This window comes from Rhodococcus sp. NPDC004095 (genome assembly GCF_053604015.1).
In genome coordinates this window covers 59,878-74,218 of the sequence record NZ_JBSGGS010000012.1, presented here as the reverse complement: position 1 = coordinate 74,218, position 14,341 = coordinate 59,878, and the positions used below count along the sequence as shown (strand labels likewise).

Genomic DNA, 14,341 nt, shown 5'->3' with positions numbered 1-14,341 from the left:
GTTGCCACTCAGGTAAATAAGCGTTTCACATGCCAATTCAGGGTTCGCTGTCGAGTGGCTGATCTTCGTGAACTCTGGCCTTTCGGTCGGAGCAACCTCCTTCGGGTTGGTGGTGGTCGGGTCCGCCGCGGGAGGTCGTGGCGGTCGGGGCGTGCGACTGGTGCTCGCAGGCGTCGTGATGAGCGCGGCGGTCAGCGCGATGCACTACACCGGGATGTGGGCGATCCGTATCCAGGGTTCGATCGACCACGATTCGGGCCTGGTGATCGCGTCGATCGTGATAGGTGTGGTCGCCGCGACCGCGGCGTTGTGGTTCTCGCAGGTGGCGAATCGATGGTTCCTGCAGGTGCCTGCGGCGCTGGTGATGGGTCTGGCGGTGGTGTCGTTGCACTACACCGGGATGGCCGGTGTGCGGGTGCACGTGGACCCGAGCGCGCCCGAACCGACCGGAATGTCGGTGACGACGTTGCTGTTTCCCGCTTTCGGCATCGGCATGGTGGTCCTCGCTGCGGTGACCGTTGCGCTGATGGTTGCCAGTACGCAGGAGGAGCGCGATCTCGAGACGCAGATCGCCGAGTGGGAGACGCCCGCGCGGATGTAGCCGGTCCGCGTCGACTGCACCGGTAGTCGTCGTTGCGCCGTTCGACGTCCTTTCGTTGCCCGGCGAGGAACATGACCTTTCCGGTCAGGACCTCACGCGAATGCCGGCGCCACGAAGCGCCGCACCAGCCGGCGTTCGGCGTCCGGGTCGGGCACCGGCCAGGACAGCAGCATCAGCACCACCCCCACCGTCCACTGCACACCCTCGTCGGACGGTGAGAGTCCGCTGAGTGTCGCGGACAGGGACTCGAGTTGTGGTGAACCGGCGAGGTGGTCGTCGACGTCGCGGGTGCGCGATCCGCTGAACCAGCCGTGCAGGGCCGCGTCGCCGCGGACCGCCCGTACCGACGTGAGGATCGCTTCCGCCACTCGGTCCGCCCCGTCCAGTCCGGCGACCGCCGCGGACACCTGACGCGCGACGTCGGTCGCCGCGCGGGCGAGGACCCCGTCGAGAATCGCCTGCCTGCCGCCGACGTGCCGGTACAGCGTCGCGCGGGAGCAGCCGGCCCGGTCCGCGACGGCGTCGACCGTGACCGCGTCGAATCCACGCTCGGCGAGCACCGCCGCCGCGGCGACGAGAATGCGCTCGGTGGCGGCGGTCCGCCGGGTCGATCCGGTGAGCCAGTCGGTGCGATCCGCCATCGAAATCTCCTGAAACCCGGGTGCCGAAACCGTCTCAGTGTGAGACGCCAGGCACCGATTCGTCCAGCCCGGTTCGCGCCCGGCCTGCGCGGACGCCGGCCGCGGTGAGACGCAGTGCGGCCCCTGCTGTCCCGCGGATTCTCACTTTCCGTCGAGGTCTTGACGGTGCCGATCCGTGGCTGCCACGGTGGCCCGGAACCGCAGGACAACGGGAGGGCCGCAGACGTGACCGACGCACCGACGATCGACGTGTTCGCCCCGGAGACGCTCGACGACCCGTACCCGCTGTACGCGCGGCTGCGGCGGGAGGCTCCGGTGTTCCGGATCCCCGGTACCCGCTTCCACCTGGTGTCCACCGCGGAGTTGGTCGCCGACGCCACCACTCGCACCGACGACTTCTCGTCGAACCTGACCGGCGCCCTCGCGCACGGGCCGATCGGGCCGGCGCCCTTCGACATGAGCGGGGACGGTCGCGCGGTTCACGTCCTCGCCACCGCCGACGACCCCGCCCACGCCGCGCACCGCAAACTCGTGCTGCCGACACTGGTGGCCAAGCGGATCCGTGCGCTGGAGCCGGAGATGCGCGCACTCGCGAACCGGTTGTGGAACGAGGGACTCCACGGCCGCCGCATCGACTGGGCCGCCGCGGTCGCCGACCGGTTGCCCATGACCATGGTCGCGCGGCTGATCGGTCTGCCCGAGGACGACGTGCCGCAGCTGCTGACCTGGTCCTACGACAGCACGGAGATGCTCAGCGGTGTGATCGGCGAGGCCGAACTGCCCCGGCTGACGGCCGCGGCGGCGCGGCTGACCGGCCACCTGTACACGACTTTCGAACGGGCGCAGCATGATCCGCACGGCAACCGTGATTGTCTGCTCGGCGACCTGGCCGGGGCGTGCGCGGCCGGCGCCCTGACCGTGGACGTGGCGGTCCTGATCCTGGTGCAACTGGTCGGCGCCGGAGGCGAGTCCACCGCCGGGCTGATCGGATCGTCGGCCCGCCTGCTCGCCGACCGTCCGCACCTGCAGGCGCGGCTTCGTGCGGACCCGGACCTGATCGCCCCGTTCCTCGACGAGGTGCTCCGGTTCGAGTCACCGTTCCGCGGGCACCACCGGCATGTCACCCGCGACACCACGCTCGGCGGCGTCCGGCTCGCCGCGGACGATCATCTGCTGCTGCTGTGGGGATCGGCCAACCGCGACCCCGCGGTGTTCGAGGATCCGGACGACGTGCGGCTGCACCGGCCGAACCTCAAGGCGCATCTGGCATTCGGTAAGGGCGCCCACTTCTGCGTCGGGGCGGCGCTGGCCCGCGCGGAGGCACAGATCGCGATCCGGATGCTGCTCGACCGCAGCGATCGCATCGAGCTGGTCGACGCGGCCAGGGCGCCGAGCCTGCTGGTGCGCAGGCACACCGAACTGCACCTGTCGGTGTGACCGTCAGCGCCGCCCGCGCAGCCAGTCCGTGACGGCGGGGGTGAAGAGCAATGCCACGCCGGCGATCACCAGCAGCACGTAGACCGTCGGCGCCCACTGCAGCACACCGCCCGTCGCGTCCGTCGCGTCGGCGAGCAGCGACCAGAACACGAACGCCGCAGCGACCGACGCCGCGCCGACGACCGCCAGCACGATCCGGCCGGCGGCCCGCCGTGCGCGCAACACCTGCAGCCCGATCAGGGCCGTCACGAACAGCACCGCGCCTGCCGCCGCGCAGCCGAGCAGCGTCAGCGAGACCGCGTCCGCGATGTCCGCGCTGGAGGTGTCCGGGCTCTCCCCGGCGAGCGACGACTCGAGGGCCTCGCGGACGTCGGCGAGGTCGAGGGCGGTGGCGGCGGCGATCCCGATCAGCACCGCGAGCGAGGCGATCCAGCACCCGACCGCCGCCCGCAACGGTCGCGGTGTCGCGTCGCCGGTGGCGGGGCGGCGGGGTTCGACGTGGAACTCCGGTCGCGGGGGAGGCGGGCGGTGCGAGACCCCGGGGTGGCCGGTCGCGCCCGGGTCCTGCTCGCCTGTGTTGTCCATTCCGGGATCGTAGGCGTCCGCCCTGCGGGTCCCGGAGGATCCACGCCGGGGCGCCCGCCGATCCGGCCACGCGCCGCGCTCCCGCCGACCTCCCCTGGAGTGGTGGGGATCACATCGCGATGAAGCGCCCTGTCCGGGAACAAACCTGCGGGGGTGCCCGTTGACCCTCTCGACAGCCTTGAGTGTGGATGACTCAAGTTTTGCTTGACTCCCGAAACCGGGCATTGCAAACTTGAGCCTGTGCCACTCACTTAGGGTGAGGAAGCTGAGAAACGCCAGCACGACAATCCGGCCGAACCCTGGCCGGAGTGCTGCAACACGTAGGAGGAATCACTATGGCTCGTGCGGTCGGTATCGACCTCGGGACCACCAACTCGGTCGTGGCAGTGCTCGAAGGCGGCGAGCCCGTAGTGGTCGCCAACTCCGAGGGCTCGCGCACCACCCCGTCGATCGTCGCCTTCGCCAAGAACGGCGAGGTGCTCGTCGGCCAGCCCGCGAAGAACCAGGCGGTCACCAACGTCGACCGCACGATCCGCTCGGTCAAGCGCCATATCGGCACCGACTGGACCGTCGCCATCGACGACAAGAAGTACACCTCGCAGGAGATCAGCGCGCGCACGCTGATGAAGCTCAAGCGTGACGCCGAGGCGTACCTCGGTGAGGAGATCACCGACGCCGTCATCACCGTCCCCGCCTACTTCGAGGACGCGCAGCGACAGGCCACCAAGGAAGCGGGCCAGATCGCCGGCCTGAACGTGCTCCGCATCGTCAACGAGCCCACCGCGGCCGCGCTGGCGTACGGCCTCGACAAGGGTGAGAAGGAGCAGACCATCCTGGTCTTCGACCTCGGTGGCGGCACCTTCGACGTGTCCCTGCTCGAGATCGGCGACGGTGTCGTCGAGGTCCGCGCGACCTCCGGTGACAACCACCTCGGCGGCGACGACTGGGACGAGCGCGTCGTCAACTGGCTCGTCGACAAGTTCAAGGCGTCCAGCGGCATCGACCTGACCAAGGACAAGATGGCCCTGCAGCGTCTGCGCGAGGCCGCGGAGAAGGCGAAGATCGAGCTGTCGTCCTCGCAGTCGACCTCCATCAACCTGCCCTACATCACCGTCGACGCGGACAAGAACCCGCTCTTCCTCGACGAGCAGCTCACCCGCGCCGAGTTCCAGAAGATCACCTCCGATCTGCTGGACCGCACCCGCGCACCGTTCCAGTCCGTCATCAAGGACGCGGGCATCTCCGTCGGCGACATCGACAACGTCGTGCTCGTCGGCGGCTCCACCCGCATGCCTGCCGTGTCCGACCTGGTGCGCGAGCTGACCGGTGGCCGTGAGCCCAACAAGGGCGTGAACCCGGACGAGGTCGTCGCCGTCGGCGCCGCCCTGCAGGCCGGCGTCCTCAAGGGCGAGGTCAAGGACGTGCTGCTCCTCGACGTCACCCCGCTGTCCCTCGGCATCGAGACCAAGGGTGGCGTGATGACCAAGCTCATCGAGCGCAACACCACCATCCCGACCAAGCGGTCCGAGACCTTCACCACTGCCGACGACAACCAGCCGTCCGTGCAGATCCAGGTCTTCCAGGGTGAGCGCGAGATCGCCTCGCACAACAAGCTCCTCGGCTCCTTCGAGCTCGCGGGCATCCCGCCGGCCCCGCGCGGCGTGCCGCAGATCGAGGTCACCTTCGACATCGACGCCAACGGCATCGTGCACGTCACCGCGAAGGACAAGGGCACCGGCAAGGAGAACACGATCAAGATCCAGGACGGCTCCGGCCTGTCCAAGGAGGAGATCGACCGGATGGTCAAGGACGCCGAGGCGCACGCCGAGGAGGACAAGGCCCGCCGCGAGGAGGCCGAGGTCCGCAACCAGGCCGAGTCGCTGGTGCACCAGACCGAGAAGTTCATCAAGGACAACGAGGACAAGGTCCCGGCCGACGTCAAGGAGAAGGTGCAGGCCGCGATCACCGAGGCCAACACCGCCCTGGCCGGCAGCGACATCGCCGCAGTCAAGTCCGCGGTCGAGAAGCTCGCCACCGAGTCCCAGGCACTGGGGCAGGCGATCTACGACGCGCAGGCCGCAGAGTCCGCCGCCGCCGGTGACGGTGCCGGCCCGGCCCAGGACGGCGACGTCGTCGACGCCGAGGTCGTGGACGAGCCGAGCGACCAGGACAAGAAGTGACGGCGGAGAACCCCGACCGCGAGTCGGCCGACGCGCCCGTCGTCGACGCCGACACCACCCCGGCCGCCGCTGACGCGGCGGCCGGGCCCGCGGCGGAGATCGAGGTCGACGAGCTGGCCAAGGCCATCGTGGAGCGGGACCAGGCTGTCAAGGACCTGGGCTACGCGAAGGCCGATCACGCCAACGACCTGCGCAAGTTCAAGATCCGTCAGGCCGAGGCGGTGGACAACGCCAAGGTCGCGATCGTCACCAAGTTCCTCGACGTGGCCGACGACCTCGACCGGGCCCGCGCCCACGGCGACCTCGAGTCGGGTCCGCTGAAGGCACTGTCCGACAAGCTGTCCGGCGTGTTCGACGGCATCGGGCTGATCGCGTTCGGGCAGGAGGGCGACGTCTTCGCTCCGGATCTGCACGAGGCCGTGCAGATGGAGGGCGAGGGCCACAACCCGGTGCTCGGCACGGTGCTGCGCAAGGGATACAAGCTCGGCGATCGCGTGCTCCGGCACGCGATGGTGACGGTCACCGACGGCGAGCCCGCCGCGGACGAGTCCGCACAGTAATCACACAAGTAACAGTGAGAGGAGGAGGCACCCGGTGAGCCAACGGGAGTGGATCGAGAAGGACTTCTACAAGGACCTGGGTGTCTCCTCCGACGCCTCGGCCGACGAGATCAAGAAGGCCTACCGGAAACTGGCGCGGGACCTGCATCCCGACGCCAATCCCGGTGACACCGCCGCCGAGGAACGCTTCAAGGCGGTCAGCGAGGCCAACGCCGTGCTGTCGGACCCCGCCAAGCGCAAGGAGTACGACGAGACCCGCCGGTTGTTCGCAGGCGGTGGCGGCGGCTTCGGTCGCGGCGGTTTCGCGCCCGGCGGCGAATACACCACCGGCGGTACCGGCTTCAGCGGCGAGTTCAACATCGGCGACCTGTTCGGCGGCGGCGCCGGCGGTGACGGCGGCCTCGGCGACCTGTTCGGTGGCCTGTTCGGCGGGCGCGGGGGCACCCGCACCACCGCGGCCCGGCCGCAACGCGGCTCCGACGTGGAGGCCGAGACCACCCTGCCCTTCCGCGAGGCGGCGACCGGCGTCACCGTGCCGCTGCGCCTGACCAGCCCCGCGTCGTGCACCACCTGCCACGGCAGCGGCGCCAAGCCGGGCACCAGCCCGCGAGTGTGCCCGCGCTGCAACGGTTCCGGCATCGTCAGCCGCAACCAGGGCGCCTTCGGATTCAGCGAGCCCTGCGACGACTGCCGCGGCACCGGCTCGATCATCGACGACCCGTGCTCCGACTGCCACGGCACCGGCGTGCAGAACCGCACCCGCTCCCTCACCGTCCGCATCCCCGCCGGCGTCAGCGACGGGCAGAAGATCCGCCTCGCCGGCCAGGGCGAGGCCGGCATGCGGGGCGCACCGTCCGGCGACCTGTACGTCACCGTGCACGTCAACCCGGACAAGGTGTTCGGCCGCAGCGGCGACGACCTGACCGTCATCGTGCCGGTCAGCTACGGCGAACTGGTGCTCGGTACCACGCTGTCGGTCCCGACCCTGGAGGGACGCGTCGGGGTGAAGGTCCCCGCCGGCACCGTCGACGGCCGCATCCTGCGGGTCCGCGGGCGCGGCGTACCCAAGCGCTCCGGTGGCGCCGGCGACCTGCTGGTGACCGTCAAGGTCGCGGTGCCCACGCATCTCGACGAGAAGGCCACCGAGGCACTGGCCTCGTACCTCGAGGTCGAGAAGGCGAGCGGATTCGATCCGCGCGCAGGCTGGGCCGGTGCCTGATGGCCCGGTACCGTACCGACACCACACCCAGGACCGTGCGGAGGTGAGTCATGGCCAAGGATCAGAACCAGGACGGCGCGCTCGACCCCGATGCACAGGTCTTCGTCATCTCGGTGGCGGCCGAACTGGCGGGGATGCACGCGCAGACGCTGCGTAACTACGACCGGCTCGGACTGGTCACCCCGCACCGCACCACCGGCGGCGGACGCCGGTACTCGCCGCGGGACGTCGCCCTGCTGCGGGAGGTGCAGCGGCTGTCCCAGGACGAGGGCGTCAACCTCGCGGGGATCAAGCGGATCATCGAACTGACCAACGAGGTGCAGGCACTGCAGAGCCGCGTCACCGAGATGGCCGCGGAGATCGCCCGGCTCGCCACCGGTTACCGCCGCGACCTGGTGCCCGTGCCCCGCAACAACTCCATCGTCGTCTGGAAGCCGCGCCACGAGCGCTGACACCACCGCCCACCAATGACCGAATGTGGGATTCGATCAGTCCAACTGATCGAATCCCACATTCGGTCATTCTTGGATAGGGGTGGCGGCTAGCTGGAACCGAAGAGGGGACGCGGGCCGACGGTGTACCCGGCGTTGAGGTATGGGAAGCCGGTGTCCATCCGGCTGTCGAGGCGGTAGCGGCCTGCGGCCTGCCCCTCGAGCCGGGTGCCGTTCAGGTCCCCGCCGTTGTACGAGTAGTTGTTGGCCATGAAGACCGCGTCACCACCCGGCACCGAGTACGTGACGTCGACCCCGATGCCGCCCGGATCGCTGTTGGCCGCGGTCACGATCGACTGCGAGTGCGCCGGAATGATCGCCTGCGGCCCGTTGATCCACCGCCCGTACGGGTTGTCCGACCCCTGCAGGATCATCGGGTCGTTCGTGTCGTTGGTGATGGTCATCGCGACGGTCGGGCCGGTGGCGGGGAGGGTGCCCGCGGTTGCGGTGCCGCCGACGGCGACGGCGGTGCCGACCGCGACGAGTGCGGCCAACGGCAGGACCGCATAGCGGGCGAGGTGGCGGGACGGGGTGCTGATCATGTCTTCTTCCTTTGCAGTGGTGAGGATTTCGGGATCGAGGGGTGAGGAAGCAGCCGCGCGCACCTGCGTCGCACGGCCGCCCCCTCCGGCCTGCTGGTCTGTCTCGTCGTCACGGCGTCCCGACGAGGGTGTAGGTGGCGGACATGTCGGGGTGACCGGCATGCACCGTGCGGCCCAGGCTCCAGCGGTCGCCGCCGGTGACCTCGGTGCCGTCGAGGTCGACGCCCGTCCCGAAGTTGTTGGCGGCGAACGTGGCCCGCGCATTCCCGGGCAGCTGGTAGGTCGCCGAGATCGCGCCGCCCGGATCCTGGGTGAGTGCCGTGACGACCACCGTGGTGTGGGGCGGGATCGTGTCGGGCGGGGCGGAGCGCCACCAGCCGAACCCCGGTGACCGGTCCACGAGGTGGATCGGGACCGCCGAGCGGTTGGTGATCGCCATCGCGATCGTCGGACGTGTGCTCGCGGTCGCGACCCCACCGAACGCGACCGCGGCGCCGGTGGCCGCGAGCGCGGCGGCGGGCTGGGTGAGAAATCGGGTGACCCGACCGGTGGTGGTTTTCATGACAGCTCCTGTGGTGCCGTGGTCTCTTGGTTGGTGCCGGACTGTCGTTCCCGGCGATGTGACCAACTGTGCGCCGGACCGCGCGCCCGGCGCGTCCGCCGTCCGGTCCACGTTCGGGACGACATCGGTGTCCCCCGATCGGGGGAGGACGAGCATCCGTCCAATCGGGTGCCTGTCCGACGGGACCGTGAGACAGTGAGCCATGGCCGGTTCCGGCTCCGCGGGAACGAACGTCGCGAAGGTGCGGGTGGTCGTCGGCGACGATCACCCGATGTTCCGTGAGGGCGTGGTGCGGGCACTGACCGGCAGCGGCCTGGTCGAGGTGGTCGGGGAGGCGGACGACGGCATCGCGGCACTGGACCTGATCCGCGCCGAGCACCCGCAGGTGGCACTGCTCGACTACCGGATGCCGCACCTGGACGGCGCGCAGGTCGCGGCGGCGGTCCGACGCGACGAGCTCGGCACGCGGGTGCTGCTGCTGTCGGCGCACGACGAGTCGGCCATCGTCTATCACGCGCTGCAGTCGGGGGCTTCCGGGTTCCTGCCGAAGGAATCGACCCGTGCGGACATCGTCACCGCAGTCCTCGACTGCGCGAAGGGCCGCGACGTGCTGCCCGTGGATGTCGCCGCGGGCCTGGTCGGCGAGGTGCACCGTCGGGCCGAGCCGTCCGGGCCGGCACTGAGTGCTCGCGAACGGGAGGTGCTCGCCGGCATCGCCCGTGGGCAGAGCCTCCCCGCGATCGCCGCCGACCTGTTCCTGGCCCCCTCGACCGTCAAGACCCATGCGCAGCGGCTGTACGAGAAGCTCGGCGTCTCGGATCGGGCCGCTGCGGTCGCCGAGGCGATGCGTCGAGGGTTGCTGGAGTGACCGAGTTCGCGGACCGGGTGATCGGACGGTACGAGGCGCAGACCGTCCGGGTCGCCGCGGTGCTGCGGCTGCCGCTGATCGTCCTGATCGCGACGCTGGGTCCCGTTGTCCCGGTGGAGCACTGGATGCCGGCGGTGTTCTGGACCGTGCTGGCCTGCTACGCCGTCGTGGCGGTGGTGTGGCTGGCGATGGTGTGGCGTGGGCGGGTCGGATCCTGGGCGGGCTGGGTCTCGACGGCCGTCGACATCACCGCGCTGCTTGCGCTGTGCGTGGCGTCCGGCGCCGGGACCGCCCAGCTGCTGCCGGTGTTCTTCGTGCTGCCGGTGGCGGTGGCGTTCCAGTACCGCCCCGGACTCACCGCGGCGCTCGGGTTGTGCACGGCCGCCGGGTTCTACGTGGTGTGGCTGTTCTACGCGGTGCGCGACGACACCGTCGACCTGCCCGGCGTCGTCTACCTCTACGTCGGGTTCCTGCTGTGGCTGACCGCCGCGACGACCGCGCTCTGCACGGTGCTGGTGCACCGCTCCGGGACCGTGGTGGGGCTGCTCGACGTCCGTCGCCGACTGCTGGCGGAATCGATGGATGCCGAGGAACGCGAGCGTCGGCGGCTCGCCGAGCACCTGCACGACGGTCCGCTGCAAACGGTGCTCGCGGCCCGGATGGATCTGGAGGAGGCGCTGGAACGGACCGCGGACCCGGCGGTGGCCACGGCGGAGGCGGCGTTGCGAGTGGCGGCCGGGCAGCTGCGCTCCACGGTCACCACGCTGCATCCCCAGGTGCTCGAGCAGTTGGGACTGGCGGCCGCGCTCCGGGAGCTGGGGGAGGCGTCCGCCCGTCGGTCGGGACACGCCGTGCGCCTGGACCTCGACGACGTGGGGCGCCACCCGGAAGGCGAGGCGCTGCTCTACCGCACCGCGCGGGAGGCGTTGGCGAACGTGGAGCGGCACGCCAGTGCCGGCACCGTCGAGATGCGCCTGACCCGGGATGCCGACTCGATCGGACTGGTCGTCGCCGACGACGGCGTCGGATTCGACCCCGCCGTCCTCCCGGAACGGGTGGGACAGGGACACATCGGCCTCGCGTCGGCGGCACTGCGCGTCGAGGCGGTCGGCGGCACTCTCGACGTGGTGTCTGCGCCCGGCGCGGGAACACGCGTCGAGGTGCGGGTGCCCGACGGCGGCGGGTGAACCGACCCGGGACCGACGAGGCCCTCTCGCGCCGTCAGCCGCCGGTGACCGGGCAGCCCGAGGCGCCCGTCCGGGTCACGAAGTTCGGCCGCACGTCCAGGTCCGGCGCGTCGTAGAGCCGGTGGTAGGTCGGCGTCAGCGATGCCGACATCGGCGGATTGATCCAGGACCAGTCGGTCGGGCAGGTTCGACCGGCCGCCTCCTCCCGCCCGACGAAGTCGAGGAACTGCTCGGCGACGGTGTGGTGGTCGACCATGATCACGCCGGCCTCGCGGTAGCTGTGGATGACGGCCCGGTTCAGCTCGACCAGGGCGCGGTCGCGCCACAGCGTGCGGTGCGAACTCGTGTCCAGGCGGAGCTTGGCCGCGATCGTCGGCAGCATGTCGTACCGGTAGGTGTCGGAGAAGTTGCGCGCCCCGACCTCAGTGTTGACGTACCAGCCGCTGAACGGTGCACACGGGTAGGTGAGGCCGCCGACCTCGAGGTCCATGTTCGACACCGCCGGCACCGCGTGCCACTTGAGCCCGAGGTCGGCGAACCATTTGTAGTTCGGGTGGGTGAGCGGCACCTCCAGCACCAGCTCGCGGGGCACGTCGAACCAGCGCATCGGTTCGTCCGGTGTGGAGATCAGCAGCGGGAGGACGTCGAACCGGGTGCCCTCGCCCCGCCAGCCGAGCCGGGTGACCAGTTCGGTCAGCTCCACGTGCGCGGGATCGCCGGTCACGGAACCGTCGGCGTGGCGGTAGCCCGCGTAGCGGATCAGCTGAGGGCTGAGGATGCGGTATTCGCGGCCGTCGTCGAGGGGGCGCGGTCCGATCGTGATGACGGACTGCAGCGCACCTCCGTTCGTCGCGACGCGCAGGTGCTCCCAGCACGCTTCCGCCAGTTGCTCCGCCGTTGCCGCGTCGCGAGCATCGATCAGCTTCAGCGTGCGCCAGTGCTTGCGGCCGACGCAGCGGGCGTGGTTGCGCCAGGCGAGCTTGGCGCCGACCAGCAGCTCCTCGGTGGTGTGTTCGTAGCGTCCGGTCAGCGTGAACTCGTTGATCGCCTCCCGCGCCCGCGTAGCGGGCAGATGGGACAGTTCGGGCAGGGCGTAGAACTCCGCGCACTCACGCAGCCGGCGTTCCGACTCCTGTACGGCCTGCGTCCCGATCGCTGTTCGTTCGCTGTTCAGTGACTCGTCCCCAACGGCAATGGCCACGACCCCGAAGCTCCTTTCTTACGCTGTCCGAAACAACGTCGGGCGCAGCCTAGTGGGATCGCTCACAACCGTCGATCCAGCGTGGGGGCCCCTTCGATTTTGTGAGATCCGCCGCATAGAATCACTCAAACCCAATCGGCGGCCGCCGAGTCTGCGCTCTGTCAGGACGCCGACGGTCGCCGTTCGCGCGCGGAACGGGGACAGTGCGGTGGACGCAACGAAGATTTCGCTAGTCCGGACGACTTTCAAGGCAGTCGCCGCGGTCGACGACGGACCCGAGCGGCTGGCCCGCTCGTTCTACGCGATCCTCTTCTCGCACTACCCGGGCACACGCGAGTTCTTTCCCGCGGCGATGGACGTCCAGCGCGACCGGCTGCTGCGGGCGATCGGCTACGTCGTCGGCAAGCTCGACGAGACCGACCAGATCGTGCCGTTCCTCGCCCAGCTCGGCCGCGACCACCGCAAGTACGGCGTAACCGACGAGCACTACATCGCCGTCGGCAACGCGCTGATCACCGCGCTCGAGGACTTCGCGGGCAACGAGCTGTGGACCGAGGAGGTCGACCAGGCCTGGCGCGAGGCGATCGCACTGATCGCGTCCGTGATGATCGAGGCCGCGCACTCGGAGTCGGGACCGCGGACCTGGGTGGGTCGGGTCGTCGAGCACAACCAGGTGCTTCGGGACGTCGCCGTGGTCCGGCTCCAACTCGACCAGCCGATGCACTACAGCGCCGGCCAGTACGTCAGCGTCAGCGTCCCGGGACGGCAGAGGATGTGGCGGTACCTGTCGCCGTCGATCCCGGCCAACGACGAGGGCCAGATCGAGTTCCACATCCGCCGCGTCTCCGGTGGCTGGGTCAGCCCCGCCATGGTGGGGCAGACCGCGCTCGGTGACGAGTGGCTGATCGCCTCGCCGCTGGGCGCGCTCGGCATCGACCGGGCGTCCGGGCGCGACCAGTTGATGATCGGTTCCGGCACCGGCATCGCGCCCCTGCGCGCGCAGGTGATGGAGATGGCGATGCGGGGCAGCAACCCCCGCGTGCACCTGTTCGTCGGCGGCACCTACCCCTGCGACCTGTACGACCTGGAAACCCTCTGGCAGCTGGCGCGGACCAACCCGTGGCTGACGGTGATCCCGGTGTCCGAGCAGGACACCGACCCGTGGTGGCACTTCGACCCGGTCCCGACGCCACCGCCGGGCATGCACCAGCGCCTGACCGGCAAGCTCGGCGAGGTCGTCGCGGAGTTCGGGGCCTGGGAGGACCGCGACATCCAGATCGTCGGATCGCCGTCGATGGTGAAGACCGTCAAGTACCGGCTGCAGGCCAAGGGAACGCCGATGGAGAACATCCGGCACGATCCGCTCTTCTGATCGTCCGCGGGGCGGGGGGCGGGTCAGCCGACCTGGATGGCGCCGGCCGGGGTGCCGGTGTCGACGAGGGCACGGACGGTGGAGCGGACCATCGCGGGCGACCCGACGACGAGAACCTGGTGGTCGACGTAGGCGCCGTACGAGCTCACCACCTCGGCGAGGGTGCCCTGGATGTAGTGGTCCTCGCCGTACCCGGCGGCGCCGCGGACCCGTTCGTACCACTGGTCGGCCCAGGCGGGGTCGACGATCTCCTCGACCACCGGGATCACGGTCAGCCACTCGAGCTGCTCGTCGAGCAGCCACAGCATGTCCGAGGCGTACAGGTCACGCGGGTACCGGCCGCCGATGAACAGGAAGACCCGCGGCGGCTGCGGGCGCCGCGTGAGGTCGAGGATCAGGGCCCGCAGCGGGGCGAGGCCGGTGCCGCCCGCGACCATGATCACCTCGCGGGCATCGGGGTCGATCGACAGTCGTCCGCTCGGTGCGCCGACCTGCCACTCGTCCCCGACGGCGGTGTCCGCGACGATCGCGCCGCTGAGCCATCCGGCGGGCACGGTCCGGACGTGGAACTCGAGCTTGCCGTCCAGCGACGGCGGCAGGGCCGGGGAGTAGCGCCGGCCCAGGTTCGGGTTCTGCGGCACGATCACGCCGATCGACTGGCCCGCGGCGAACGGGACGAACTCGCCCTCGAGGCGGATGACGGCCAGGTCCTCACGCAGCCGGTGGTGCTGCACCACTGTCACCGTAGTCAGTTCCACCTGCTGCTCGTCCGCGGTCTGCATGAGGTCTCAGGGTAGTCGGATCGTGGCCCCGCTCAGCACAAACGAAACTGGCACTAGAACATGTGTCAGTTTTCGATCTACTGTGTGAGGCACACCACGCGCACCGGCGCCCA

Annotated in this window: 15 protein-coding genes; 9 read left to right on the top strand and 6 right to left on the bottom strand. The window is 70.1% G+C overall.

Annotated features, from left to right (window positions below; all coding sequences use genetic code 11):
- Positions 1–151 precede the first annotated feature (151 nt).
- Entirely contained in the window at positions 152–601 is a 450-nt protein-coding gene (locus ACWEPG_RS22210; protein WP_450117012.1) for an MHYT domain-containing protein, read from the top strand.
- 92 nt (positions 602–693) lie between these two features.
- Here the strand turns inward: ACWEPG_RS22210 and ACWEPG_RS22205 are convergent, their stop codons facing one another.
- Positions 694–1,242, bottom strand: a complete 549-nt coding sequence (locus ACWEPG_RS22205) for a TetR/AcrR family transcriptional regulator (RefSeq protein WP_452595330.1) — start codon at positions 1,240–1,242, stop codon at positions 694–696.
- A gap of 225 nt (positions 1,243–1,467) precedes the next feature.
- Between ACWEPG_RS22205 and ACWEPG_RS22200 the strand changes: the two genes are divergently transcribed.
- Positions 1,468–2,679, top strand: coding sequence for a cytochrome P450 (locus ACWEPG_RS22200; protein ID WP_452595329.1), 1,212 nt, complete (start codon positions 1,468–1,470; stop codon positions 2,677–2,679).
- A 3-nt stretch (positions 2,680–2,682) separates the two neighbouring features.
- On the opposite strand, the gene ACWEPG_RS22195 is transcribed toward ACWEPG_RS22200, so the two are convergent.
- Positions 2,683–3,264, bottom strand: coding sequence for a hypothetical protein (locus ACWEPG_RS22195; RefSeq protein WP_452595328.1), 582 nt, complete (start codon positions 3,262–3,264; stop codon positions 2,683–2,685).
- Positions 3,265–3,599: 335 nt separating this feature from the next.
- On the opposite strand from ACWEPG_RS22195, the gene dnaK reads away from it, so the two are divergent.
- From dnaK to ACWEPG_RS22175, 4 genes are read left to right on the top strand one after another with little or no spacing between them, the layout of a single operon-like run.
- Complete coding sequence (gene dnaK, locus ACWEPG_RS22190) at positions 3,600–5,444, top strand: molecular chaperone DnaK (protein ID WP_450117008.1); 1,845 nt, start codon at positions 3,600–3,602, stop codon at positions 5,442–5,444.
- Positions 5,441–6,004 (top strand): nucleotide exchange factor GrpE, encoded by a 564-nt coding sequence (gene grpE, locus ACWEPG_RS22185; protein WP_452595327.1) that lies wholly within the window; start codon positions 5,441–5,443, stop codon positions 6,002–6,004. The genes dnaK and grpE overlap by 4 nt, the downstream gene beginning before the upstream one ends.
- 34 nt (positions 6,005–6,038) lie before the next feature.
- Complete coding sequence (dnaJ, locus tag ACWEPG_RS22180; protein WP_450117128.1) at positions 6,039–7,223, top strand: molecular chaperone DnaJ; 1,185 nt, start codon at positions 6,039–6,041, stop codon at positions 7,221–7,223.
- A 50-nt stretch (positions 7,224–7,273) separates the two neighbouring features.
- Positions 7,274–7,675 carry a heat shock protein transcriptional repressor HspR gene (locus ACWEPG_RS22175; RefSeq protein WP_450117129.1) on the top strand — a complete coding sequence of 134 codons (402 nt, stop codon included), beginning with the start codon at positions 7,274–7,276 and terminating at the stop codon, positions 7,673–7,675.
- A gap of 89 nt (positions 7,676–7,764) precedes the next feature.
- Here ACWEPG_RS22175 and ACWEPG_RS22170 read toward each other — a convergent pair whose 3' ends face one another.
- Both ACWEPG_RS22170 and ACWEPG_RS22165 read right to left on the bottom strand, forming a co-directional pair.
- Complete coding sequence (locus ACWEPG_RS22170; protein ID WP_450117130.1) at positions 7,765–8,256, bottom strand: hypothetical protein; 492 nt, start codon at positions 8,254–8,256, stop codon at positions 7,765–7,767.
- 109 nt (positions 8,257–8,365) lie between these two features.
- Positions 8,366–8,818, bottom strand: a complete 453-nt coding sequence (locus tag ACWEPG_RS22165; RefSeq protein ID WP_450117131.1) for a hypothetical protein — start codon at positions 8,816–8,818, stop codon at positions 8,366–8,368.
- Positions 8,819–9,020: 202 nt separating this feature from the next.
- Here ACWEPG_RS22165 and ACWEPG_RS22160 point away from each other — a divergent pair, with 202 nt between their 5' ends.
- Both ACWEPG_RS22160 and ACWEPG_RS22155 read left to right on the top strand, forming a co-directional pair.
- Entirely contained in the window at positions 9,021–9,686 is a 666-nt protein-coding gene (locus ACWEPG_RS22160; RefSeq protein ID WP_450117132.1) for a response regulator, read from the top strand.
- Positions 9,683–10,873 carry a sensor histidine kinase gene (locus tag ACWEPG_RS22155; protein WP_452595326.1) on the top strand — a complete coding sequence of 397 codons (1,191 nt, stop codon included), beginning with the start codon at positions 9,683–9,685 and terminating at the stop codon, positions 10,871–10,873. Before ACWEPG_RS22160 ends, ACWEPG_RS22155 begins: the two co-directional genes overlap by 4 nt.
- Positions 10,874–10,907: 34 nt before the next feature.
- Here ACWEPG_RS22155 and ACWEPG_RS22150 read toward each other — a convergent pair whose 3' ends face one another.
- Entirely contained in the window at positions 10,908–12,047 is a 1,140-nt protein-coding gene (locus ACWEPG_RS22150; RefSeq protein WP_452595378.1) for a nitric oxide synthase oxygenase, read from the bottom strand.
- Between the two features lie 235 nt (positions 12,048–12,282).
- Between ACWEPG_RS22150 and ACWEPG_RS22145 the strand changes: the two genes are divergently transcribed.
- Entirely contained in the window at positions 12,283–13,446 is a 1,164-nt protein-coding gene (locus ACWEPG_RS22145) for an FAD-binding oxidoreductase (RefSeq protein ID WP_450117134.1), read from the top strand.
- Positions 13,447–13,469: 23 nt separating this feature from the next.
- Here the strand turns inward: ACWEPG_RS22145 and ACWEPG_RS22140 are convergent, their stop codons facing one another.
- Positions 13,470–14,228, bottom strand: coding sequence for an FAD-binding oxidoreductase (locus tag ACWEPG_RS22140; protein WP_450117135.1), 759 nt, complete (start codon positions 14,226–14,228; stop codon positions 13,470–13,472).
- Positions 14,229–14,341 lie beyond the last annotated feature (113 nt).